This is a genomic window from Corallococcus sp. AB011P (assembly GCF_003611605.1).
Taxonomy (GTDB): Bacteria; Myxococcota; Myxococcia; order Myxococcales; family Myxococcaceae; genus Corallococcus; species Corallococcus coralloides.
This window is the reverse complement of record NZ_RAVX01000016.1, coordinates 1-22958: the sequence shown is the minus strand read 5'-3', so window position 1 is coordinate 22958 and position 22958 is coordinate 1. Positions and strand designations below refer to the sequence as shown.

General features: G+C 67.6%; 24 protein-coding genes. 10 read left to right on the top strand and 14 right to left on the bottom strand.

What is annotated here, in order from left to right; genetic code table 11:
- Window positions 1-88 precede the first annotated feature (88 nt).
- Window positions 89-3019, bottom strand: coding sequence for a serine/threonine-protein kinase (locus D7X30_RS42420; protein WP_199724582.1), 2931 nt, complete (start codon window positions 3017-3019; stop codon window positions 89-91).
- A gap of 214 nt (window positions 3020-3233) precedes the next feature.
- The gene (locus D7X30_RS30050) at window positions 3234-4274 is read right to left on the bottom strand and encodes a hypothetical protein (RefSeq protein ID WP_120566417.1); all 1041 of its coding nucleotides are present in this window, start codon (window positions 4272-4274) and stop codon (window positions 3234-3236) included.
- A 159-nt stretch (window positions 4275-4433) separates the two neighbouring features.
- Between D7X30_RS30050 and D7X30_RS30045 the strand changes: the two genes are divergently transcribed.
- From D7X30_RS30045 to D7X30_RS30035, 3 genes are read left to right on the top strand one after another with little or no spacing between them, the layout of a single operon-like run.
- Window positions 4434-5252: a glycerophosphodiester phosphodiesterase gene (locus D7X30_RS30045; protein ID WP_120566416.1), complete on the top strand. Its 819-nt coding sequence runs from the start codon at window positions 4434-4436 to the stop codon at window positions 5250-5252.
- A gap of 13 nt (window positions 5253-5265) precedes the next feature.
- A complete protein-coding gene (locus D7X30_RS30040; RefSeq protein ID WP_120566415.1) occupies window positions 5266-6015 on the top strand; it encodes a deoxynucleoside kinase in 750 nt (249 codons plus the stop codon).
- A gap of 36 nt (window positions 6016-6051) precedes the next feature.
- Entirely contained in the window at window positions 6052-6570 is a 519-nt protein-coding gene (locus D7X30_RS30035; protein WP_120566414.1) for an acyl-CoA thioesterase, read from the top strand.
- An 84-nt stretch (window positions 6571-6654) separates the two neighbouring features.
- Here the strand turns inward: D7X30_RS30035 and D7X30_RS30030 are convergent, their stop codons facing one another.
- On the bottom strand, window positions 6655-7038 hold the full coding sequence (locus D7X30_RS30030; protein ID WP_120566413.1) for an iron-sulfur cluster assembly accessory protein: 384 nt from the start codon (window positions 7036-7038) through the stop codon (window positions 6655-6657).
- A gap of 101 nt (window positions 7039-7139) precedes the next feature.
- Between D7X30_RS30030 and D7X30_RS30025 the strand changes: the two genes are divergently transcribed.
- Window positions 7140-7472 carry a rhodanese-like domain-containing protein gene (locus D7X30_RS30025; protein WP_120566412.1) on the top strand — a complete coding sequence of 111 codons (333 nt, stop codon included), beginning with the start codon at window positions 7140-7142 and terminating at the stop codon, window positions 7470-7472.
- Here the strand turns inward: D7X30_RS30025 and D7X30_RS30020 are convergent.
- Complete coding sequence (locus D7X30_RS30020) at window positions 7469-9697, bottom strand: serine/threonine-protein kinase (protein ID WP_120566411.1); 2229 nt, start codon at window positions 9695-9697, stop codon at window positions 7469-7471. The genes D7X30_RS30025 and D7X30_RS30020 overlap by 4 nt on opposite strands.
- 72 nt (window positions 9698-9769) lie before the next feature.
- On the opposite strand from D7X30_RS30020, the gene D7X30_RS30015 reads away from it, so the two are divergent.
- From D7X30_RS30015 to D7X30_RS29990, 6 genes are all read left to right on the top strand, one after another.
- The gene (locus tag D7X30_RS30015; protein WP_147443362.1) at window positions 9770-10471 is read left to right on the top strand and encodes a hypothetical protein; all 702 of its coding nucleotides are present in this window, start codon (window positions 9770-9772) and stop codon (window positions 10469-10471) included.
- A 225-nt stretch (window positions 10472-10696) separates the two neighbouring features.
- Window positions 10697-11977 (top strand): hypothetical protein, encoded by a 1281-nt coding sequence (locus tag D7X30_RS30010; RefSeq protein WP_120566409.1) that lies wholly within the window; start codon window positions 10697-10699, stop codon window positions 11975-11977.
- A 14-nt stretch (window positions 11978-11991) separates the two neighbouring features.
- Window positions 11992-12711, top strand: coding sequence for a VTC domain-containing protein (locus D7X30_RS30005; RefSeq protein WP_120566408.1), 720 nt, complete (start codon window positions 11992-11994; stop codon window positions 12709-12711).
- Between the two features lie 6 nt (window positions 12712-12717).
- Window positions 12718-14430: a dTMP kinase gene (tmk, locus tag D7X30_RS30000; RefSeq protein ID WP_120566407.1), complete on the top strand. Its 1713-nt coding sequence runs from the start codon at window positions 12718-12720 to the stop codon at window positions 14428-14430.
- A 5-nt stretch (window positions 14431-14435) separates the two neighbouring features.
- The gene (locus D7X30_RS29995) at window positions 14436-15146 is read left to right on the top strand and encodes a DUF4956 domain-containing protein (RefSeq protein ID WP_120566546.1); all 711 of its coding nucleotides are present in this window, start codon (window positions 14436-14438) and stop codon (window positions 15144-15146) included.
- Complete coding sequence (locus D7X30_RS29990; RefSeq protein WP_120566406.1) at window positions 15143-15949, top strand: hypothetical protein; 807 nt, start codon at window positions 15143-15145, stop codon at window positions 15947-15949. The genes D7X30_RS29995 and D7X30_RS29990 overlap by 4 nt, the downstream gene beginning before the upstream one ends.
- Window positions 15950-16059: 110 nt before the next feature.
- On the opposite strand, the gene D7X30_RS41755 is transcribed toward D7X30_RS29990, so the two are convergent.
- The 10 genes from D7X30_RS41755 to D7X30_RS29950 form a co-directional block, all read right to left on the bottom strand.
- Window positions 16060-16377: a hypothetical protein gene (locus D7X30_RS41755; protein ID WP_147443361.1), complete on the bottom strand. Its 318-nt coding sequence runs from the start codon at window positions 16375-16377 to the stop codon at window positions 16060-16062.
- Window positions 16378-18195: 1818 nt separating this feature from the next.
- On the bottom strand, window positions 18196-18570 hold the full coding sequence (locus D7X30_RS29985) for a hypothetical protein (RefSeq protein WP_120566405.1): 375 nt from the start codon (window positions 18568-18570) through the stop codon (window positions 18196-18198).
- A gap of 32 nt (window positions 18571-18602) precedes the next feature.
- Window positions 18603-19058, bottom strand: coding sequence for a hypothetical protein (locus D7X30_RS29980; protein ID WP_120566404.1), 456 nt, complete (start codon window positions 19056-19058; stop codon window positions 18603-18605).
- 42 nt (window positions 19059-19100) lie between these two features.
- A complete protein-coding gene (locus D7X30_RS41750) occupies window positions 19101-19451 on the bottom strand; it encodes a hypothetical protein (protein ID WP_147443360.1) in 351 nt (116 codons plus the stop codon).
- Window positions 19452-19697: 246 nt separating this feature from the next.
- Window positions 19698-20264, bottom strand: coding sequence for a hypothetical protein (locus tag D7X30_RS29975; protein ID WP_147443359.1), 567 nt, complete (start codon window positions 20262-20264; stop codon window positions 19698-19700).
- Between the two features lie 58 nt (window positions 20265-20322).
- Complete coding sequence (locus D7X30_RS29970; protein ID WP_120566402.1) at window positions 20323-20739, bottom strand: Imm1 family immunity protein; 417 nt, start codon at window positions 20737-20739, stop codon at window positions 20323-20325.
- A 418-nt stretch (window positions 20740-21157) separates the two neighbouring features.
- Window positions 21158-21448 carry a CPCC family cysteine-rich protein gene (locus D7X30_RS29965; RefSeq protein ID WP_120566401.1) on the bottom strand — a complete coding sequence of 97 codons (291 nt, stop codon included), beginning with the start codon at window positions 21446-21448 and terminating at the stop codon, window positions 21158-21160.
- Between the two features lie 104 nt (window positions 21449-21552).
- The gene (locus tag D7X30_RS29960; RefSeq protein ID WP_147443358.1) at window positions 21553-21891 is read right to left on the bottom strand and encodes a hypothetical protein; all 339 of its coding nucleotides are present in this window, start codon (window positions 21889-21891) and stop codon (window positions 21553-21555) included.
- 104 nt (window positions 21892-21995) lie between these two features.
- Window positions 21996-22427 (bottom strand): hypothetical protein, encoded by a 432-nt coding sequence (locus D7X30_RS29955; protein WP_147443357.1) that lies wholly within the window; start codon window positions 22425-22427, stop codon window positions 21996-21998.
- A 193-nt stretch (window positions 22428-22620) separates the two neighbouring features.
- Window positions 22621-22818 carry a hypothetical protein gene (locus tag D7X30_RS29950; protein ID WP_120566398.1) on the bottom strand — a complete coding sequence of 66 codons (198 nt, stop codon included), beginning with the start codon at window positions 22816-22818 and terminating at the stop codon, window positions 22621-22623.
- Between the last annotated feature and the right edge of the window lie 140 nt (window positions 22819-22958).

Below are 22958 nucleotides of genomic sequence, written 5' to 3'. Positions count from 1 at the left end.
CCAACGACTTAAGGGCACTCAAGCGTACCCGGTCCTACGTGTCCTCCGGGGGGTGCGGATGCCGCATACGCGTAAGTCGCCGTGCCAATTAGCGTCGCCTGCGGCATGGGACCCGGAGCGTCTGGAGTTCCCCGGTTACAGGTCGGACATTGTAGGTCTCAATACCCCGAGGTGCACGTCTTCCCGGGCAGGTGTACTGGACGCGAAGCGGGCCGGGAGCCAGGGCGACCACCTGGTTGATGGGCAGCTTTCCGCCCCCCGGCCGGCCGAGCACGGTGCGCACCGGGGCCTCGAAGCGGACCTCCACGGTGGCGGGGGGTGGGGGCTCGGCCGGTTTGGCCGGGGCCGCCATCTCCACGGCCGGCGGGGCCGCGGTTTCGGTGCCCGCCGCGGCCACCGCGAGTCCTGAGTCTGGCGGGCTCGCGGCGGTGTCCGCGAGGGCGGGTTCAACGGGCTGCCGCGCGGCGGTGTCCGCGAGGGCGGGTTCAACGGGCTTCGGCGGCGCGGCTTCGGCCGGAACAGGAGCGGGTGGCGTGGGCGCCTTCACGGGGGCCGTTCCCTGGGGACCGGGCCGCGCCGGGCCTCCCGCTGGAGGCCCCCTCATGGGCGCGGGGGGTGCCTGCGCTTCCGGACTGAAGAGGCCCATCATCCACGCGAGCCCCAGGCCCAGCACGGCCACGAGCACCACGCCCGCCACCACCACGATGGCGCGCGAGCGCCGGGGCGACCGGGAGGCGTCGAGCGTGTCGGGCCCCGCGTCGTCGTAGTCCTCGTCCTCGTCGACGGGCGCGCGCACGGCCCGCCGGGGCGGCGGCCTTCGCGGCGCCTGGAACCCGATGGTGGACTCGTCGTCGTCCGGGTCTCCGGTCGTGACGGGCGTCGGGTCCGTGAGGCTCACCCCGGAGGGTCCCGGGTCGGTGTTGAAGCGCTCGTCATCTTCGGGTGACGGCCGCGGCGGCGGGCGGACGTTGCGAGCCCCGGAGTTTCCGGACGGGGCGGAGCGGTTCGCGTCGCTGGACGCGGAGCCGCCCCGGCGCGGGCCCGGAGGCTGGGACACGCGTCCGTCGTCGCCCATGCGGCGGGGGACGGAGGACAACGGCTCGGAGCGTCCGTCGTCGCCCATGCGACGGGGACCGGAGGACAGCGGTTCGGACCGGCCGTCGTCTCCCATGCGGCGGGGACCGGAGGACAACGGTTCGGAGCGGCCGTCGTCTCCCATGCGGCGGGGACCGGAGGACAGCGGTTCGGAGCGGCTGTCATTGGCGGACGCCATGCCCGGCCGGCGCGGGCCAGGGGGCGGCGTCGTGGCGCGTCCCTCCGGCGTGCGACGCGCGGTGGGCGCGAACGGATCATCCCCAGCACCCGCGCCACGAGGCATGGCCACGCCGGACGATGGACGCCGCGAACGGTCTCCCCCGCCCCGCTCTCCCGACCCGGAGCGCGCGGTGACCTCCGGAGGGCCGCGCCGCGCCGGTGCGGGCGTGGGCGCGACGGGCCGGGGACGGCGCGCGCGCAGCGGCACGGTGGAGTCACCCTCGTCATCCTCCTCCTGCGCCTCCTCCTCGTCCCAGGCTTCCGCCTCGAACACGGGCTCCAGGTGGCGGCGCGGCGAGGGAGCGCCGGGCATCGTCCCGACCGCGGTGGACTCGCCGTCATCGTCGTCGTCGTCGTGGCCCGAGGGCAGGTCGCGCGGCCGCGCCATCTGCGTCTCCGGCTCCCCTTCTTCCGCGTCCCAGGCGCGCAGCGCCGCGGCCTCCGCCGTGGGCCTGCGCGCGGGAGGCCGGGCCACCAGCCCCACGGGCGTCAGCGCCGAGGGCCCCCGGGGCTGCGACGCAGTCCCGCCCAGCGGCAGGGTGCGCGCGCCCGTGTCCTCGTCGAGCGGCGACGTGCGCGACGACGTGTCCTCCACGTCGGACAAGGGCAGCGTGCGCGCGGCGGTGTCCTCCGCGTCGGCCAGGGGCAGCGTGCGCGCGGCGGTGTCCTCCGGCAAATCCGGCACCGGAGGCGGCAACGGCGTGCGCAGGGACGGCAGCGGCAGGGTGGCTTCGTGCCGGCCCGCGCGCTTCGCCGGGGGGATGTGGAGCACGGTGCGCTCCTCCTTCTCCCCCAACAGCCGCGCGATGTACTGCGCCACGTCCAGGCTCTGCTTGAGCACGCCGGACGCGAGGAACGCCGCCAGGTCGTCGCGCACGTCGGAGGCGCGCTGGTAGCGAAGGGTGCGGTCCTTCACCAAGCACCGCATCACGATGCGCGACAGCGCCTCCGGATAGTCCGGGCGCACCAGGTGCGGCGGCGTCGCCTCCTCGTAGCGGATGGCGTAGAGGATGCCTTCCGTGGTGGGGCGGTGGAAGGGCTGCTTGCCGGTGGTGATTTCGTAGAGCATCACCCCCAGGGCGTAGATGTCCGCCCGGTGGTCCAGCCGCTCCTGAGAAATCTGCTCGGGGGAGAGGTAGAGGAACTTCCCCTTGATGACGCCCGGCTTGCTGCGCTCCATGAACGCGCCGGCCTTGGCGATGCCGAAGTCGACGAGCTTCACGCGCCCGTCGTAGGAGATCATCACGTTCTGCGGAGAGACGTCCCGGTGGATCAGCTCCAGCGGGCGCCCATCCACGCCGCGGCTGAAGTGCGCGTGGTCCAGGCCCGCGGCGATGGCCGCGCAGATCTTCGCCGCGACGCCGTACGGCATGGACGCGCCGAACTTGAACTCCTCCGCGAGCACGCGGCGCAGGTCCACGCCCTCCACGTACTCCATGCAGATGAAGATGTTGTCCCCCTCCTTCCCCAGCTCGTGCACCTGCACGATGTTGGGGTGGTGGAGCTGGGCGGCGATGCGCGCCTCGTCCAGGAACATCTGGACGAACTCCGGCTCCTCGGAGAGGTACGGGAGGATCCGCTTGATGACCACCAGCGTGGGGTCCGGCGGCTTGTGCGCCAGGAACAGCTCCGCCATCCCGCCCAGCGCGAGGCGCTTGATGAGCAGGTATTTGCCGAACGGGGTGGCCGTCTGGGGCGAGCTCAAGGACGTGGAAGGTGTGGGCCGCGGGTGGAACTTTGAAGCGTGTCCGGAGCCTACCTGCATTCCCGCCCCGGGGGGAGCCGTCCGACCCGCCCGGCGTCGGACTCTAGGCAGGCCCTGCGGGGCACGCGAACTTTCAGGCCCCTGAAACACGACCGCCCCCCAGGGCATGAGGGCCCTGGGAGGCGGAGGGTGAAAGCGTCAGGCGGAAGGCGGATTACTCGGGGGCCGCCACTTCGCCCGGCAGGTCTTCGCAGCCCTGCGGGATGATGGTGTAGGTGTAGCGCTGGTTGGTGCCCGGCACGCCGCTGTCCCGGTCGTTGTCGCCGCAGCCGGTGATATCGGAGCTGCCGTTCGTGCAACCCGCGAACGTGTAGGTATCCCAGACACCGGAGATGCCGTTGGGGAACGTCACCGCGCCGCCATCCAGGGCCGCCTTCTGGAAGTCGCAGCCTTCGAACGTGCCGCCGTCGCTGAAGGTCCGGGAGCGGGTCTTGTCGTGGTAGACGAGGATGCCGCCGGTGACCTCGAAGCCGTAGTAGAGGGTGCCTGCGTCCTCGTTGTCCAGGCGCTGGAACTGGGTGGGCTGCGGGTTGGTCAGCGTGAGCGGACCCGCCAGGTGCACGCGCGTGCCCAGGTAGGCCGCGCTGTTCTGGGCCGCCGCGAGCGACGCCTGCAGATCCTCCGCCGTCACCTCGTTGGCCGGCGGCCGGGCGTCGACGCCCGCGTCAACGGTCTTGGGCGTGATGGCGAGCGGCACCGCAGGGTCACGCTGGTTGGCCAGGCGGTGACGGCGGCCGGTGAACGGCTCGTAGTTCGCCTCCGTGCCGAAGTAGCCCACGATGTCCACGGTGTCGCCGACCTGCGGGTGGTACGTGTTCGGCGTGTCCGTGTAGAACTTGTGGATGAAGAGGCCCTCCTTCGGGGCGGCCGGATCCGTCACCCAGAAGTACGAGCGCCACTCCGCACCGGTGCCCAGCTTCTCGTAGTGAACGCCCGAAATGACCACGTCTCGCAGCGTCGCCTTGTTTCCGAACGACAGCTTGCGCGCCGCGGCGATCTGGTTGGCGGTGCCCGCGTCGCCGGTGCCCGCGTCAGTGCCCGCGTCAGAGCCCGCGTCGGTGCTGCAGACGCCCGTACAGCCGGCGTCGGGGGTGGGAGTGGGGTTGTCGTCGTCACGACCGCCACAGCCGGCCGCGGTGGCCATCGCCGCGGCAGCCAGGAGGGCCGCAGCGCCCAGCTTCGTGCGCAGTTCCATATGAAATTCTCCGGGGGGTGAAGGGCGCCGAGGTGGTTGAGTTCCGACGCCGGTCGGGCTGAGGATTCAGGCCTTTATACCGGTGGGTCAGTAGGGCCGGCAAGGAACGGACCGAGGCCCTGTCCGTGACATCGTCGTCAATTCAGGAATAGGTGGATCATGCTGCCGCGCGACACATTTCTTAATGGGCTGAAGCCCACGCTCCACATCGCGCACCGCGGCGGAGCGCTGCTCGCGCCGGAGAACACGCTGGAGGCCTTCCAGCGCGCCGTCCACACGCACCGCACGGACATGCTGGAACTGGACGTGCACCTGTCGCGCGATGGCGAGGTCATCGTCGCGCACGACGACACGCTGGAGCGCTGCACCGACGGGGAAGGTCCGCTCGCGGCGCTGACGCTGGCACAGCTGCGCAAGCTGGACGCGGGCCACCGCTTCACGCCGGACGAAGGCCGCACCTTCCCCTTTCGCGGCCAGGGCGTGCGCCTGCCCACGCTGCGCGAGGTGCTGCGCGCCTTCCCGGCCCTGCGCCTCAACGTGGAGCTCAAGCCGGACGTGCCGGGCGCGGAAGCCGTGCTCGCCCGCCTGCTCACCGAGGAGGCAGCCCTGGGCCGTGTCTGCCTGGGCAGCGAGCAGGACGTCATCGCGGAGCGGCTGCACGAACAGCTGCCCGACGCGTGCCACTTCTACCCGCGCGACGCGCTGGCCGCGTTTGTCCTGGCGCTCAAGGCGGGCGAGGCGCCGCCGGAGGACGCGCGCTACAGCGTGCTCGACATGCCGCTGTACTTTGGCGAGGTGCGGCTGGTGGACGACGTGCTGCTGAAGGCCGCGGCCGAGCGCGGCAAGTGGATCAACGTGTGGACGGTGGATGATCCGGCGGAGATGGACCGGCTGATTCAGGAAGGCATTGGCGGCATCATGACCGACCGGCCGGACCTGCTCCGCCAGCGAATGGACGCCTCTGGAAAGCCGGGTTAAGCCTTCGGGCTCCATGCCCCGCTCCACCGCCCGCGCGCGTCCGGCGACGTCCCGCACCGAGCCCTCGACCAAGGCGCCGCCCCCGGCCGACGCCGCAACGAAGCCCGCCGCCCGCAACACGCTCAAGGTGAAGGTGCCGCGCGCCAAGCGCTTCGTGGCGCTCGCGGGCAACATCGGCGCGGGCAAGACGACGGCCGCGAAGCTCATCAGCCAGGGCTTCGGCTTCGAGCTCTTCGACGAGCCCGTCATCGACAACCGCTTCCTGCGTGACTACTACGGCGACATGTCGCGGTGGTCGTTCACGCTGCAGCTGGAGTTCCTCATCCGGCGCGTGGAGCACCACGAGCTCATCCACTCCGTCCGGAAGAGCTGCGTGCAGGACCGCACGCTCTACGAGGACCCGGAAATCTTCGCCAAGTACCTGCACGGCCTGGGGCACATGACGAACGCGGAGCTGGACCTGTACTACGAGTACTTCCAGCGGCTGTCGCGCCACATCGTGCGGCCGGACAAGGTCATCTGCTTCGACGTGCCGTCGGAGGAGGTGCTGCTCCAGCGCATCCGCACGCGCGGCCGCGCGGAGGAGAAGGGCATCGGGCGGCCCTTCCTCAAGGGCCTCAACGGCTACTACGCGGGCTTCCCCCAGGTGCTCCAGGAGAAGTACGGCGTGGAGTGCCTGGTGGTGGACGTCTCCAAGTCGGACATCCGCAAGGGCGCGGGCCGCGAGGAGTTCATGGACCGCGTCTCCGCATTCCTGGCCTGACGCGGCGCCAACTCTCGTGCGACGCTCGGCGGCGCCATGCACGACCTCAGCCCCAAGAGCCCGCGCGACTCCGAAGTGGTGATGACGCAGCTCATCCTCCCCCCGGACGCCAACAACCTGAACGCCGCGTTCGGCGGGAAGGTGATGCAGTGGATCGACATCTGCGGCGCCGTGGCCGCCCAACGCCACTGCCGTCAGGTCGTGGTGACGGCGTCCATGGACGACCTGCGCTTCCACGCCCCCATCCGCGTGGGCTGGATTGCCCTCCTCCACTCGCGCGTGCTCGCGGCGTTCCGCACCTCGCTGGAGGTGGGTGTCACCGTGCACGCGGAGAACCCGCTCACCGGTGAGCGGCACCTCACCACCAGCGCGCTGCTCACCTTCGTGGCGCAGGGCCAGGACGGCAAGGGCGTGCCCGTGCCGCCGCTGCTCCTGGAGTCGGAGGCGGAGCGCCAGGCCTTCCAGGAGGCCGAGGCCCGCCGCGCCCAGCGCCGCAACCGCGGCCAGGGGGAGCAGAACTGGATGAAGGTGATGAAGCCCGTGGCCGGCGCCTGAGGGCTGAACGCACGAAGGGCCGGGGGCACGCCTGCCTGGCGTCCCATCCCGGCCCTTCATCCATCCTGAATCAGCGACAGCGGCTCAGGTGGTGAACGACGTCCCGCAGCCGCAGGACGACTTGGCGTTGGGGTTCTCGAACTTGAAGCCCGCGCCGGTGATGCTGGTGACGTAGTCGATGTGCGTGCCCGCGAGGTACTGGGCGCTCAGCGCGTCGGTGGCGATGGTCACGCCATCCTGCTCCCAGGTCTGGTCGCCGGCCTTCGTCTCCTTGACGAGGTTCAGGTCGTAGCCCAGGCCGCTGCAGCCGGAGGGCACCACGCGGATGGAGAAGAAGTAGCCCTGGAAGCCCTGGGCCTGGATGACCGTCTTCACCTGGGCGATGGCGGCGGCCGTCAGGACGACGGACGCGGAGGCGGCGGGCTGGGAGGCCGGCGTGGAGCCGGTGACGGCGGTAGAAGTATCCATGTGCTTCAATCTCCTCGTAGACGGCGCCTCATAACGCCCTGGCGCCTGAAAAGCCAAGGGACCTGACGGGCCCCTTCCCGGCTCAACAGAAGATAACCCTCATGCCCATCCCTGAAATCACCCCCGCCGAGCTGGCCCGGCGCCTGGCCGGCCCTCCCGAGTCACGCCCCGTGCTGGTGGACGTGCGCTTCCCGCACGAGCACGAGTGGGTGGCCCTGCCCGGCTCGGTGCTGATGCCCCTGCCGGAGCTGGAGGACTTCCACGAACAGCTGGAGTCCTTCCGGGGCCGCCCCGTGGTCGTCTACTGCCACCACGGGGTGCGCAGCCTGGACGGCGCCGCGTACCTCATCGACCGGGGCCTGGAGGCCGTGTCGCTCCAGGGCGGCATCGACCTGTACTCGCGCACCGTGGACCCTGCCCTGCCGCGCTACTAGAGCGCGGAGGCCAGGTCCAGCGGCAGGTCCGTCGTCTCGTCGGCCTTGATGGTGGCCTCGAAGGCGACGGGCTCCTTGAGCTGCTTGCCTCGCAGCTCCAGGCGCTGCTTGCCCTCCATCAGCTTGAGCGTGGTGCTGGCGCTGCCCATCATCTGGTTGTTCCGGTACACCGTCAGGCCCGGGGTCATCCCCTTGGGGGTGATCTTCAGCTTGAGGGTGCCTTCCTTGAAGCTGCGCTCGAAGGTCTTCAGCTCACCGGGCTGGCCGAACGCGAGCTCCTCCGAGTCCTCCAGGTAGATGCCCTGGGCGTCGTTCTCCAGGATGAGCGTGTCCTGCAGGTGGGCGCCCTGCACGCGCGTGAGCGGCGCGGTGCCAAGCATCGTCACCGGCTCCGGGCTGTTGCAGCGCTCCGTGTGCCGCACGGACACCTTCACCGGCTGGTTGGTGTTCACCGTGAGCCACACGCCCTGCGCGTCCGCGGCCTTGGACGTGAGCGCCAGCATGATGGGCTCGCGGAAGAGCACGCCCATCGCGAGCAGGCCTACGACGAGCCCCACCGTCACCAGTGAGCGCACGCTGCCGCCCCTGGGCTTCACCGGCTCCGGCAGCGCGGGGCCGCTGGAGCGCGACGGACGGCGCTCGCCGGAGTCCTCGTCGTCCACCGGCGGGGCCACCGGGCGCGCGCGCGGAGCGTCCACGCGGCTGGAGGTGCGGCGGCGCGGCGGCTCCACCGCCGACTGGCTGGTGCTGGTGCGGCGGCGCGGGGGCGGCGGCGCGGGCGCGGGCTCCGTCTCCGGATCATCGTCCGGCGGCGGCAGGCGCGTGCGCTCGTCGTCCTCCAGGTCCATGCGGTGCACGCCCGAGCGCGAACGCATGGGCTGCTCCGACACCGGCACCGCGCGCGACGCCGTGCGCCGGGGCGGAGGGACGTCGTCCACGGACTGGCTGCGCAGGTCCGAGCGCGAGTTGGTGCGGGCGATCTGCGTCGCGTTCGGGTTGCTGGCGGACGTGCCGCGCCGGACCGCCGGCTCCGACACGCTGGAGCGGCGCCGGGGCTGCGGCTCCACGCCGGTGAGCGACGGCGCGTCGTATTCGTTTGGATCATCCGCCAGCGCGGGCGACATGCCCGTGGCGCGGCGGGGCGCGGCGCCCGTGCGGGTGGCGTTGCCTCGCGAGCGCTCGCGCGACTGCGAAGGCGACTCACCCGGCGGGGCTTCCCAGTTCATGTCCGGGGGCGGCCGGGGCGGCGCGGTGTTGGAGTCCTCTCCCACGGGCACGAACTGGCCCTGCTGGAGCTCCTCGTTCAGACGATCCGCGAAGAGCGTCTTCATCAGCTCCGAAATCTGTCCGGAGGTGACGAGCCAGCGCTCGTTGACGAGCAGCTCCTCCAACGCCGTCTGGAACTCGCGCGCGTTGTCGTAGCGGTCATCCGCGCTCTTGGCCAGGGCGCGCATCACCACGTGGTCCATGTCCCGGGGCACGTCGGCCACCTCGGACGGGGACGGGATGGAGCACTCCATGGCCGCCTGCAGCGTGGCCAGCTCCGAGTCCTTCTTGAGCGGCCGGTGCCCGGTGAGCATCTCGTACAGCACCAGGCCAATGGCGAAGATGTCCGCGCGCCGGTCCAGGTGCTTGCCCGCGGCCTGCTCGGGCGCCATGTACGCGAACTTGCCCTTGATGGCGCCGGACTTCGTCATCGAAGCCTGGTCCGCGGCCTTCGCGATGCCGAAGTCCACCAGCTTCACCGAACCATCGAAGCTGATCAGGATGTTCTGCGGGCTGATGTCGCGGTGCACCACGTTGAGCGGCTGGCCGCGGTCATCGTTGCGGCTGTGCGCGTAGTAGAGGCCTTCACACGCGGACGCGACGATGCGGATGGCCAGCGGACGGGCGATCCACTGGTTCATCCCGCTGGCCTTGCGCATGACCCGGCCCAGGTCCTCGCCGTGGATGAACTCCATGGCGATGTAATAGGTGCCGTTGGCCTCGCCGAATTCGTAGACCTGCGCGATGTTCGGATGGTTGAAGCGCGCGGCGATCAGCGCCTCGTTCTTGAACATCTCCACGAACTCGCGGTCCTCCGCGAGGTGCGGAAGGATGCGCTTGACGACAAGCTCCTTCTGGAAGCCCTCGATTCCGGTCTGACGCGCAAGCCAGACTTCGGCCATGCCGCCCGTGGCGAGCTTCTTGAGGAGCTGGTATTTCCCGAATGCTTGAGGGTTCATCCCGGGGACTCCCCGGGGGGAGCAAGCTTGGTGGAAGGTGACAGGGGAGCGCATCTTAGGGGACAGCCGCCCATGAGGCAAAGCCGCACGACCACCTTGCTGGGGTGGGTCGTCATGACCTGCCTGCTGGCCCTGCATGCCGCCGCGGCCCCCGCGTCGGATCAGATCCAGGTGGAGCGGCGCGGCGAGCTGCTCTCCCTGTCCTGGCGGGACGCGGAGGACCAGCTGAACGGCGTCCTCACCCCCGCCGTCCCCCGCCCCGGTGAGCCCCTGCGGCTGACGCTGTCGGTGGGAAACCTCCAGGGCCCTCCCTTCCAGGGCGCCGTCACGGTCGCGTTCTCCCGCGAGGGCGTGCCGGGCCAGGTGACGCGAACGCTGACGCGCGACGCCGTGGGCTGGAGCACCGAGTTCGTCCCCGACGAGGCCGGCACGTGGGACGTGGACGTGCGCTTCCTCACCACCCGCCCCAAGGCGGCCCACGCGCGCTTCACCGTGAGCGAGCCTCCGGTTCCACCCATGGTCTGGCGCGTCCTGCTGCTCCTCGCCGGAGGGCTCCTGCTGGTGCGGGTGCTGTACGCCGTCACGCGGCGAGGGGTGACGCCGGAGCACCCCATCCCTCCCCTGCCCCAGGCCGCGCCTGTGGAAGCCACGCCCGTGGAGCCCGGTGCCGCGACGTCGGAAGCCCCTGGCGCCGCCGCGACGTCGGAAGCCCCTGGCGCCGCCGCGCCGGTGGAGCCCACCGCCCCTCCGGCGGATCCGCCCGCTGATCGGTAACACCGCCCTTCTTACAGTCCGGCGTTACAGCCATGCGGGGCCCCGGGAGGGAAAAAGTCTTCCCAGGTTGGGTCTCGTCACGGCCACGTCACGAGGCATCCGCCCCGCGCGCCGCTTCCGGATGTCCGGCAGTGCACGTCCCTGCCCTGGGCACCGGGGTTGCACAGGGGAGCAGGCAGCGGGTCGGAAGGCGTCGGGCATTACCGGGGCGGGGAGACATCGGGCATGGGCGGGACGGGGCTGGAGGAGAAGGGGTGGCGACGGGGACTGCTCGTCGCGGTCCTCCTGGGCCTGCCGGCGGTCGCGGGCGCGGCGCCGGAACCGGACGAGGACTCGGCGGCGGAGGGAGTGGACCGGCCGCTCGAGGTGTCCGGGGACGACGACGCGGCGAAGCCGCGGGACGGAACAGGTGACGCGCTGGAAGGCGCGGTAGCGCAGGCGATGCCCACCGGCTCCCAGGGGCCCGTCATGGGCGCGCCGGAGCAGGTGACGGAGCCGGGCGCGCCGGTGCCGGACGCGGCGGTGCCGGGCAAGAAGAAGAAAAAGGACACGGGCCCCAAGGCGGACACGCTGGGCGAGGCGCCGGACGAAGCGGACAAGGTGGACGACAAGGGCGGGCCCCAGCAGCGGATCCGCGTGTTCGGCCGCGTGTTCGCGCGCGGCGCCGCGGACGAGCGCCAGAAGTACGAGCGCGACCTGGGCATCGAGTCGGCGCGCGTGGGCGTGGCCGCGTCGCTGTCCAACCTGGAAGCGGAGGTGAGCGCGGATCTCGCCTCCAAGACGATTCTGAAGGACGCGTTCGTGCGGCTGGCGGACGACGGCAAGCGCCTGCGGCTGTACGCGGGCCGCTTCAAGTCGCCCTTCCTGCAGCGCTCGCAGGAGTCGGCGTGGCGCCTGCCCATCCAGGAGCGCGGGCTGGTGGAGGACTACCTCACGGAGACAAACGCGCTGGGTGGGCGGCGCCTGGGCGTGATGGGCGAGATGCGCCTCAAGGAGGCGTGGGGCCTGAAGTTCTCCGCGGGCCTCTTCGAGGGCGGCGAGGACGCGACCGGGAAGCGGCTGAGCGAGGACGGCTCCGCGCGGCTGAGCATCCGCCCGTTCAAGTTCCTCACGCTGGGCACGAGCACGTACCTGACGCAGGTGATTGACGGGACGAAGCAGTACGCGACGGCGGCGGACGCGGAGCTGAACCTCTGGGGGCTGTCCGTGACGGGTGAGGCGGCGGTGGGACGGCTGGCGTTGGGGCCGTTCCAATCGCAGTCGGTGCTGGCCTACTGGACGGTGCCGGTGGGCCACGAGGGGTGGGCGGTGCAACCGGTGGTGGGGGCGGAGGCGCTGCAATTGCAGGGTGGCATCCAGGCGGAAGGGCATTCGGTGACGGGGGGCTTCAACGTGTTGTTGGCGGATTCGTTCAAGGCGCAGGTCCAGGCGGAGCGAGCGCTCCGGCCGGGGGACGTGGCGCCCGCGCTCGAGCTGTCGGTGCAGCTCGCCACCCGCTTCCGTTGAGGAGACACCTGGAGATGATCTCATTCGCTGAAGGGGAAGTGACGAAGCTGCGGCGTGAGTTCAAGCGCGTGCTGGAGGCCCCGGACGCCAAGGCGGTCTGCGCACGGCTGTCGCAGGAGCTGGGCGGGTACCTGCCGCCGCCCACGCGCATCGTGTCGGTGTACTTCGACAAGCCGGGCCATCCGTTGGCCCAGCGCGCGCTGCTCACGCCGGACGACTGCCTCAAGGTGAGGACGAAGGAGTACTCGCCGGACGTGGGCGCGGCGGGGCGCGAGCGCGTGGTGCTGGAGGTGAAGCTCGAGCGCGGCGGACTCACGCGGAAGCGGCGCGTGTGGGTGCCTCGCGCGGAGCTGGGCCGGGCCATCAAGGGCGGCGTGAGCCTGTTGCCGCTCATCGCGGGGGGCAGCCTGTCGCCGGTGCTGGCGGTGACGTACCGGCGGCACGTGTACCAGGTGTCGCAGGAGTGGCGCGTGACGGTGGACCGGGACATCGGCTTCCACGCCGTATCGCCGGAGCTGGCCCTGTCGCCCGTGTCGCTGACGGTGGAGCGGCTGGGGCTGCCCGTGTGGGAGGACTCGCGGGTGGTGGTGGAGGTGAAGCACCTCGGGGCGGCGCTGCCCGAGTGGCTGTCGGCCCTCAATCCAGGGGGCGCGTCGGCGTACAGCAAGTTCGCGGAGGGCATGGCGCGGGTGCATGCCTTCACATCAGGTGGCGTTGGGGTCGTAGGGGGTTAGGGCACCGTGTTCATCGATTTCGAAGGCATTGACGGCAGCGGCAAGACGACGCTGTCCAACCTGCTCGCGTCCCGGCTGAAGCGGCTGGGCTACAAGGTCGCGCACGCGCGCGAGGGCGGCGAATTGCAGTCGCCCACCGCGCGGCGCATCCGCGACCTGACGCGCGACGCGCGGCTGCTGGAGATGGGCCCCCGCGCCGAGTTCTTCCTGAACCTGGCCCGCGACGCGCAGCAGTTGGAAGAGGTCATCGCGCCCGCGCTGAAGCGGGGCGAGGTGTGCATCACCGACCGCTACCTCTACTCGCAGCTGGCGCTGACGGGCGGTGGGCGGGGCCTGAAGGAGGAGCAGCTGCTGCCTTCCTGCGAGCTGGCGTCGCAGGGGCTGTGGCCGGACCTGGTCATCCTGGTGGACGTGGACCCCGACCTGGCGCGGCTGCGAAAGCGGCTGGGCAAGGTGCAGAGCGGCAAGGTGAACGACGCGGACAGCCGCAAGGGCCTCGTCGGCGCGGGGCTGGCGGTGCGCGTGCGCGAGGCGTTCCTGGCGCAGGCCCGGAAGGACCCGGCGCGGTGGATCATCCTGGAGAACAATGATCAGCCGCTGCGCGTGCTGGAGCAGCGCCTGGTGGACGCGGTGGTCGCGCGGCTGGAGGGCCGTGAGCAGCCGGTGCAGCGGCTGGTCCCCGCCCCTCCCCCGCCGACGCCGGGCGCGGTGTGCGTGGACGACGTGGAGGAGCGCTTCTTCCAGGCGGTGGACGGCCTGGAGGCGCGCGAGCCGCAGCTGGCGGCGTGGCTGCTCAACGGCATCCCGGGCCTGCCCGCGCACCAGCGCCGGTTGGCATACGCGGAGCGGCTGCCGGGGCTGGTGGCGCGCAGCCTGAACGGGCTGGATGACGACACGGCGTGGACGCTGCGCGACGTGCTGTCGGCGAGCGTGCCGGCGGACGTGGCGGAGGGCCTGGGGTTCGTGACGTCCCCGCGCTCGCACGCGCTGCGGCAGCGGCTGTACGCGCAGGCGCCGGCGGCGGTGTTGGAGGGGCTCAAGCGCCAGGACTCGCCGGAGGCGTGGGCGCTGCGCGAGCGGGGCCTGAAGGACGGCCACCTGGCGGCGGTGCTGCTGGGCCTGGTGGGCGTGGACGGCGAGGAGTCCTGGGTGGTCCGCGAGGCGGGCATGCAGCGCAAGCTGTACTCGGAGGTGGCACGCAGCCTGGGCGGCCTGAGTACGGAGCGCGCGGAGGCGCTGCGCGACGCGCTGATTCCGCACGACCGGCTGGCGGTGCTGAAGAGCACCACGGGGCTGGAGACGCCGGTGGCGGTGGGCCTGCGCGAGCAGTTGGAGAAGGGCGCGCTGAAGCTGGTGCTGCGTTCGCTGACCGGCGTGGACACGCCGCGGGCCTGGGCGATGCGTGAGCGGGGCGCGCAGTCCACCAAGGAGGCGCTGGACTCCGTGGACGGGATGGACTCGTCGGCCGCATGGAAGCTGCGGGCCTCCGCGGCGCGCCGGTGGCCGGCGACGGTGGTGTCGTCGATGCGCGGGCTGCCGCTGGTGGCGGAGACGCGGGCGCTGTTGGAGCGCATCCTGGAGGAGCAGGCCGGGAAGCTGCCGGTGCTGCGCAACGCGTACGCGGTGGTGGCGCACGCCCGCGCGCTGGAGCAGGCGCAGCGGCCGGCGCGGGCGCTGGCGGAGACGCTGGGAGTGGACGCCGGGCGGCAGGAGGCATGACGCCCATGGAGGGTCCGTTCGGTGCCCTGTTCCAGGACGTGGAGCAGGAGCTGCAGGCGCTGTCGATGGGGGCCATCCTCCCCCGGCTGGTGGCGTCGGCGCTGATTGGCGCGGTGTTGTCGTCGCGGCCCTGGCGGGTGGTGCTGGGCAAGCCGCTGCCGAAGGTGGAGATGGTGCAGGCGCAGATCCTCCTCTGCGCGGCGGCGGCGGTGATTACCGCGGTGATTGGCAACAGCGTGGCGAAGGCCTTCGGTCTGGTGGGCCTGGGCGGGTTCGTGCGGTTCCGCTCGGGGCTGAAGGACCCGCGCGACGCGGCCATCCTGTTCCTGGTGATTGGCCTGGGCATGGCCTGCGGCCACGGAAACCTGGTGCTGGCGTTCGTGGGCACGGGGTTCGTGGCGGTGCTGCTCTTCGTGCTGGACCTGTTCGAGAAGAAGGCCGTGGCGACGAAGGAGGCGAAGCAGCGGCTGCTGGTGTCCGCGCAGGCGGATGACCTGGTGCGAGCGGAGGCCACGCTGAGGACGGCGCTGGGGGAGCGCAACGTGCTGGTGAAGAGCTGCGCGATGGATTTCTCCGCGCGGCGCGTGGAGCTGGAAGTGGAGGAGCCGGAGCCTGGAAGCCTGGCGGCGGCGTTGGGACGGACGGAAGGGGCGCCCTTGCGGGGCCTGCGGTGGACGGCGGTGAGCGCGAAGGGCGCGCGGGAGGAGACGGTATGAAGTTCAGGAAGCTGGCGGTGCTGTTCGCGGCGTGCGGAGCGTTCGCCGCCTGTGGTGGCGGGGGCAGCCTGCCGACGGGGAATGATCCGGGCGCGCCCACGACGAACCCTGACGGCACGGTGGACCTGCCGGGCAACGCGGTGGACCCGGGCACGGGCGGCGGCACGAAGCCGGATCAGCAGGCGGAGCTGACGACGCTCTGGCCGCTGACCACGGGCACCACGTGGACCTACCGCATCACGGATGACGTGGAAGGCGTCTTCGACAAGGTCGTGACGGTGCAGGGTCCGGAGACGGTGCCCGGCACGACGATGACGGCCGTGAAGGTGCACAGCCGGCAGGACCGCACGAAGTCGGGCACGGTCTACGAAGAGAACTCCTGGCAGCTGGAGCTGACCAACGGCCTGGTGGTTCGCCTGCGCGAGGAGGACGTCACGGACGGTCTGGCTTCCAAGGCGACGACCTGGTCCCCGGCGATGATGAAGTCCCTGGCGGCGACGCCGGCCTCCGTGCCCTGGGAGCACCAGGACAAGGTGCGCGAGCTGATCACCTACGCGGCGGGCGGAACGGAGGGGAAGGATCCGACGTACGTCTGGAAGGTGCTGGAGAAGGACGTCACGGTGACGACGCCCGCGGGCACGTTCACGAATGCCATCAAGGTCCAGCGCGACAAGCTGAACAAGAACGGCGAGGTGAAGGAGGAGAAGCAGCGTCTGTACTGGCTGGTCCCCGGCGTTGGCAAGGTCCGCGAGGAGGGAGAACGCCTGGAGGAACTGGTGTCCTACGACGTGAAGAAGCCGTAGGCCGGTTCATCTGGATGGGATTGGAGCCCGGGTTGGCGCGAATGGATGCGCTGGCCCGGGCGTTTCATTATCACCAGCCCAACAGCTCGTCCCCGAGAGACGAAACCAGCTCAAAACACAACGAAGGCATCATTCCTGAAGTAGAAACTCAACGCCTCAACAAGCCCAGCAGCATCGACATCCGGCCGCTGAAGGCGAGCATTATTCACAACCTGAAAAACGTGAGACGCCGACAGAATATACCTCAACCCATTACTGGCCGCCGCTTCAGGGAGATCTCCCGAATAGACATCCCGCTCCAAGAACATACACTCAGCATCTTCCGACCAAGGCGGACCGCCATGCATATACAACGCATACCCCCAGATCCTATCCTCATCCACCGCAAGCAACACTCGCCCCAACGACTCAAACTGCGCACCACTCATCGTCGACCTCCCCAATTTTCCATGCCTCCCTTTTAGCCGGGATGCAGCACATGCGGAACCAGCCCCGCGGACTCCGGTAGACACACGTCCCGTCAGGAGCCCTGGCCCTGCTCCAATTGGAGGCGCTGTCCACAGGAGAGGTGGCGCGAGCCATTCCAGCGGTCTTTGTCGGCGAGACTGAAGGCCTTTCCACAGAACGGGCAGACAACGTAGCGATCTGGCCGGACGGGGGCAGTCAACGCAGGGTGGTCCCATGCGGGCGGCGGTGGACGCGACTCCCTTGGATCCCGCCTTGGGGGCGAGGGGGCCACTTCAAAGATTCGAAAGTCGGACTGGATGACCCCTGGGCGGTTCACTCTCAGGTAAAACTCGAGAGGAACGTCTCCCTCCTCGCTCGGGGATAGGAATAGGAGCAAGACCTGCACGCCGTGCACCACCCATACCTGACTGGTCGAGTCGCTGATGGGCCCAAAACCGAAGCGGTGTGCGAGCGAGTGAACGCAGGGGCGAACATCCACCCCATCTCCATCATCATAGACTTCTGTAAGAACAGCAAAATCAACCCCCCGAGAACCGAAGAAGAAGTATCCGTTCACCCCCACGCCGCCGGCCCCCTCCAGGATGTTCGGAATGACGAGAGGTGCGCCGACTCCTGGTCGGCGCTGGATTCTGGCCTCTGGAAACAGGTCCTTGAGAGTCGCCTCGTCGTCGCCCCATCGGGTCTTGCCAATGCCCTCGGCCAGACTCTCAATCACTGCTCGCCTGGGATTCACCATCACGGCTTCCCGCCACATCCATATTGAAGAAGAGCCGAATCAAACCAGCTCGCCTCGACCCTCACGCTCTCCGGATCTCCAATCCCCCGAGCATGCTCAACAGGCTTCAACTCACCACACATTCGCCTGGCGCAAGTATACGCCAATCCCCACACCCGACTCGGCCGGGTGCGATCATCAACGAGTCCCTTCAGCACACGAAGCACATCACATCGAAGTCCCTCATGATTTCGACCCATGTGCGCGATCGCCATGATCGAAAGATCAAGAACGTCTTCATCGTCTTCCTTCCCTATCAATTCAATCAACAAGGGGAGCGAGGGAGCATACGACCAGTGAAGGGAAACACTGAACACCGACTGACGCCTCCACTCAGAGTCGAAGTACCGAAAATACCCCATCGCCAGGTCCAAGACATCGTCGGCAGGAGTAAAATCCACAATCCCCCCCAACTCCGCGAGTCCCTTGAGAACCACGAACTCATCGTCTGACCGAAGTTTCTTTCGAAGTGACTCATCACTCACCATCGCAGCTCCCTGTCAGCGGACACCGTCCCTCCCGCGACGATGTCGTTGAAGTCCGCAATCCTGGGGCGATCATGCTCAACCATTTCCAACCTCCGCTGACGTGAAGAAGCCAGCGGCCGCGCGCTCACCTGGGTAGGGTTGGGGCCCGGGCTCTTCCATTCCGCGGCCATATCGCATGGCTTTCGATAGGCACGAGTATCAATCCGCGAGTCCTTGCTCGATCTTCCGGCGCTCTTCGCGTGCTTTTTGCACTGCCGTACTGAGGTCACCCAAGCCCGTATCCCTGTACCAATCACGCACACACTCAAGACAACTTCCACTCATGGAGTAATCCGGCTCAGGCTCTGGTCGAGTTCCCTGTCGACGAAATGCCTTCGTCAAGGGCTACTGCCACATGTCGCCAAGCACTACCTCGTAGTAGCCCCGTTCCACATCTACTTCGGGTGACCGAACCCGACACCTACCGGCAACTTGCATTGAGCCTCCCGTGGCTGGGCGCGTTCGAAGCAAACCCCTCAGTCGAGGGTCTCAAGGCCAGTCCACTCTCCATAGACATCCGCCTCCCACCGCCGGGAGTTCCAGCGTCCTTTTTCCCATTGAAGCGTCAAGAAGCACTGGCCCGCGGGGGCCACACGCCGCTTCTCCACGAAAAAGAAAACAAGGGCCCAGACCTCAACTTCGCCACCCTCCACCTGAGCCACTTGCAAATGCACCACATGTTCAATCACGCCTCCAGGGCGCGACGGTGACATGGAGTCCCGGACCGTAGCGCTGGCCGCGTCGTTTCCGACGCGCTCACTGCCCTGGACAAGCTGAAGCGTTGCGCCCAGGAAGTCGGACAGTGCGAGGAGGCACACCTCACGCGACGACCAAACATCCGCGACCTGCATGTCCCAATTCTCCATTCAATCGACCCAGCGCCCTACTCAGTACGCTTTCCCGACGCTCTCTTCTTTATCCCTTCAGCCCATTCCCGGTAGCACTTCCGGAGCAAGGGCCGCACCGGCTCCTCGCTCAGTGCCATCAAGGCATCCGCCAAGGCCATCGAGTCACTCGCATCCATCCACAACTCAACAGCATTGTAGACATCATGCGCATACTTCCGGCCCGCCAAAGGATAAAGCCTCGCCATCAAATATCCCGCGACACGCGGCTCCACATCCATGGCAGCCTCGAGAAGCAACATGAGGCGTCGCACGAGTTCGTAGTCTTCTGCGTGAAGCCCGACCTGCTTCCTCAGCGCATCGAACAGGGACGCTCCGTCCCCTTCGTCAACAATCTGAGCAGCCGCCGCTAACACGTCGGAGCGGTGTGGACCCTCAACCCACTCAGAGACTACGAGCCGAATGTAGTCCCGGTCTTCAGTGCGCTTGCCCATCACTGAAAAGGCTCCGGTCTATGCCAAGAAGGCGCTGGATAATCATGTGACGGTGTCATCCGTGACGCCCACCTCGACGACAGTCCCTGCTGGCACTGCGCTTCCATGCAGATACCAAACGCCACGCCAGAACACCCAGGGCGAGTTGAAGTACATTGACCACTGAACCGGGCAAGCGCGATAGACCTCCCAGCTCTCTCGGGTGAACGACTGGCCATTGGGCAGAACCATCAAGAGGCATCCCTCCGAGACATCGTCGCCCCGAACCCGATGCGTAGGCGTCCATGAACGTGTCCGATCGTCAGCGGGATAGCCCGGTTCGGTTTGACGAAGTTCCTGCTCATGGCGGAGCCGCTCGATCCAACGCACCTGGGCCTCCGCCGCCTTCTCCATGGCCGCATCCTGCTCTTCCGCGGGGATGTGATCGAACCCGGGAACAAAGACCCCATCCAGAGAGTCATCCGGAGGCATCTTGGCACCACAGGCGGAGCACGACTCATTATCGTCGGACCAGGCGCCACACACTCCACACGGGAATTCCACACCGGGGATTCGCACGCATTCGTCCCTTACCGGCGGTATTTTGCCGGACCTTGCGCCTCTGGCCCGACTTCTCTCACCTCGACCGGTACATTCGCCTCAAAAGTCAATGCCGGCCTTTGCCTTCAAGATTTGCGTCTCGACGACATCCAACTCCAGTGCGGGAAGGCGGAGAATGACCCTCTCGATAATGAAGCGACGTCCTCGCCCTTTCAACACGGTCCAACGGACGCACTCCTCCTCCATCACTGGGTAGTACCCTTCGTCGATACGCGCTCCCCGCTCGCTTGCGACCTGCTCAGAGAGGCCGCCCCGTTCCATCATGACACCGCGGCGAAAGTAACACTGAAAGACCCTGACAGCCGCCACGACATCCGAACTGAATGCTCGACGGAGGTCGATCCCCTTTTCTCCGCAAAACAGCGACAATTCACGCGCTGTCTTGAACAGGAAAACATCCGGATCCGACAGCTTGAAGTATTCAGCAAACACCCGTTGCGGCTCGCTATAGGCTCTCGGCCGATCTTCAACGTCAATGCAATATGCCAGCGTCCACTCATCCCAGCAGACCTGCCTGAGTACTTCGGTCTTGATCTTGATGACGCGGTCTCCCAGTAAGATTCTGTGGCTCGAGGGGAACAGCCCGCACGAAAGTATCCCAGCCACCCCATCCGGGTACTACCTGCGCATCAAGCAATACGTCAAGCAGCGGAGGGTCCGCGCCTTACGTCAACTGCGCCGCCTGCTCCGCAATCCATCGCATGGACGGTTCCAGCTCGCAGGTTTCGAAGTAACGACGCATCGCCAGGAGAGCCTGCGCAGTTCCTACGCACAGGTTCTTGGGGAAGATGCCTTCCTGCCCTCCAGTGGTCAAACGGACCGTCTCGCCGTCATCCGTCTCGGCTAACATCAGCGTGAAAATCTCAGGGTAACGGTGCACTGTCACCACGTACAATCCGCCACCGCCTCCGACAATCAGGTCGTTATCCTCCTCATCGGCCTCTAGCGTCAGCATGGTGTGCCGCCTGGCATCCAATGACCGAAACGCGCGTTCGACCTGTTCCCAGGTCGGCTCGTTCGTCTCTTCCTCACGATTTCGGTTTCCGGACCAGTTATCGACCGACAGCGAAATAACTCGCACATATTCTCAGCAAGTCGACACGCCCTTTCCGAACACGGCGATTGGCAACATTTCGTGTCGAGGACGCTCTAACGCCTTCAGAGCGCCCATGCAGCATAGCATCACCCCAGTAGCGCTTTGCATTCTGGGTAGAGGACCGACACGACTTCATTCCCGTCAAAAACAACAAGGAACCCGGAAGGCAGCGCGAACGCACGAAGAAGTGAAGGGCGTATCTGCAACAACTTCCAGATACAAGATACCTACGGCGACTCTGGCCGCGGCTTCGTCGCACACGTGCCCCCAGATCGCGTCCATGCGTTCGCCACTTCCGTCAGGAAGGCGCGGTCGAACTCGGAGTCCCCGACATACTTATCAATGCGCGCCAGGTTCATGGGGACACCTCGCAAGACCACCGCGACCCGTCCGAACTCGACATCTATTGGCTCCACTTCTCACGGTAGAAGTAGTTCGACTCCTCTCGAATCTGCTCCCGATATTGAGACATGGCCCCCCTATTGACGCTGCTGTGGGCGGTATCACTCACGGTTCCATCATCTTCCCAGCGGCAGTGGTCACAGATGTCGTACCCCGTTCCCACCACCGCATCGTACCGCTCCGTCAGCGTCCGGCGACCGCAGCACGGACAGGGCAACAGGAAACCGTTGGTGACGCCACGGTAAAGGACCTGGATCGCCTCCTCCACTGAGCTGGCCTGGGAGTCGTCCATCACCTCCTGCAGAGCAACCCTGTCACACAGAGCCTCTCGGGCCCGCGAGATCAGCCCAAATGCTTCACCTCTCGAAATCACTTTTCTCATGGTTCGCCCAGCGCTCACGTTGCATCAGGGTCGTCCGGCCAGAGAGCACTCATCGTCGAATCGAGATGGCGCAGGGCCTCCAGCCAGGACTTCGCCTGTCCCTCTTCAACCCGCGCACGTGCATCCAGCAGCAGCCTGGCAATCCCCTCGAGGTTCTCGCGCCAGAACCACCAGGTGAGCCCCTCAGGAAGGGGCCGGACGCTCACGTCGTCCCCACCGTCGTTCGCTCTCCCGATTTTATAGAGATACCTCCGCCCCCCACACTCCAGCTCCCCGCGCAAGCCATAAGCGGTCCGCTCTGTGTCCAGCCCATGCAGCAGGAGAAAGGCCTTCACATCATCAATGGGCGCCATCTCCACCACCTCCTGTCCCACTCGTTTTCCAAGGGTGAGGCTCGCACATTCGCCCTACGCACAAGCCGCAACAGTTTTCCATTCACGCTGGAGACATGCAGGCTTCAAGACTCGCGCCGAAGCTGAAGCCCCAACTCCATCGCCCGCCGTTCGATTTCAGGTAGCCTGTTTGGCCAGAAGCGCCCCAGCAGCCATTCGCCTTCCCTGGCCTTCTTCAGGACGGCTGAAACAGGCATGTTCGCGGCCTCTTCCGACAGCTTGCGCAATGCAACGATTTCTTCGGGGGAAGGGCTCGCTTTTTTCCAGACCACAAACATGCAAACCGGCCGCACCTCGGGCTCAGGCTCTGACACCAGAACAAAGTCCAACCCAAGCTGAAGTTCGTGAGCCTGATTCCAGAGGGCGTCAATCTGGCTTTCCATGTACTCGCCCAGCACCCACCCCTCCCGCTTTGACCGCTCCCAGATCTCACCAGCAGGGATGGCCCTCGCCTCAGGGGCAATCTTCCTCAGGCTTTCCAGCTCAGCGAAACTCAAGATCTCGTCTTTCCACCGTATGACCGCTCGGAACCGCCGTTCCGGCCCGAGGCGCGGCGTTGATAGCGCATGGACGTCATGTCCACACCCCAAGCACCGGAAGTGGTCCGTGCCTCTCGTCACGCCGACCAAGGCAAGCTCACCAGTGCACTCCGAGCACGTCATCACTTCCTCATTTCCGGATTGCTCCGCCTCACGCCTCGACACCGTGCGCGGCGAACCGTGTCCAGCCCGCTGCTTCAATCTCTTCACGGCTCGCCAGCTTCGCGTCGGCCTCATCCTCCAAGGTCAGGAAGCCGGCGGTCACGTCCCCCACGGTCGCCGGTTCCCTCCAGCCCCACTCACACTCTTCGCAATGGAAATAGAGCGTGCCGTTCTTGAGTTCCCGCATGGTAAGCGTTCACGGGTGGTGCTCGCCTGGGGGGGCAGTGAGGCAGCGAACGGTGGGCCTCACCACACTCGACGTGGGCTGGGGGTGATTAGAAATACTGGGACGTGGCCACGCCCGACCCGAGAGATGCGCGTATCGCG